The 626-nt window shown below is 49.2% G+C and carries 1 protein-coding gene; it reads right to left on the bottom strand.

Going from position 1 to position 626, the window contains the following annotated elements; all coding sequences use genetic code 11:
* Nucleotides 1–626: tRNA 5-methoxyuridine(34)/uridine 5-oxyacetic acid(34) synthase CmoB (gene cmoB, locus R7O13_RS28325; protein WP_318305384.1), on the bottom strand; the 626-nt coding region annotated here is incomplete at both ends.

Genomic DNA, 626 nt, shown 5'->3' with positions numbered 1-626 from the left:
TCTACAATATGAACATCTTCAAAACCAACCAGTTCTAGCCACACTTTTAGTGCTTTCGCAGACGGGAAGAAGTACACATTGCGCATTTGAGCGTAGCGTGAGGTCGGCACAAGTACTGCGTTTTCATCGCCTTCGATTACCAAGGTTTCCAATACTAACTCACCACCAGAAACCAACTGATCTTTTAGTTGAATCAAATGGTCAAGTGGAGAACGACGGTGGTAGAGAACACCCATGCTGAACACGGTATCAAACGCTTCCAGTTTAGGCAGTTGCTCAATACCCAGCGGCAGTAGGTGCGCACGTTGGTCACCGCCCATGAGTTTGCGAATTGCTTCAAACTGGATCAGGAACAGGTGAGACGGGTCGATACCCACGCAAAGACGAGCACCTTCGCCTAACATGCGCCACATGTGGTAACCATTGCCACAACCCACATCGAGCACGCTGCGATTTTTCAGTGGAGAAATGTGTGGAAGTACGCGATCCCATTTCCAGTCGCTACGCCACTCGGTATCGATATGAATGCCGTGCACCGTGTATGGACCTTTGCGCCAAGGGTGGAAAGTACGCAGTAAGTTTTCTAGCTTTTTCAGTTCGCCTTCATGGAAAGGCGTATCGTTGCT

The organism is Vibrio sp. Y176 (genome assembly GCF_033438945.1).
The sequence above is the reverse complement of the archived record's forward strand: the minus strand, read 5'-3'. Positions and strand labels throughout refer to the sequence as shown.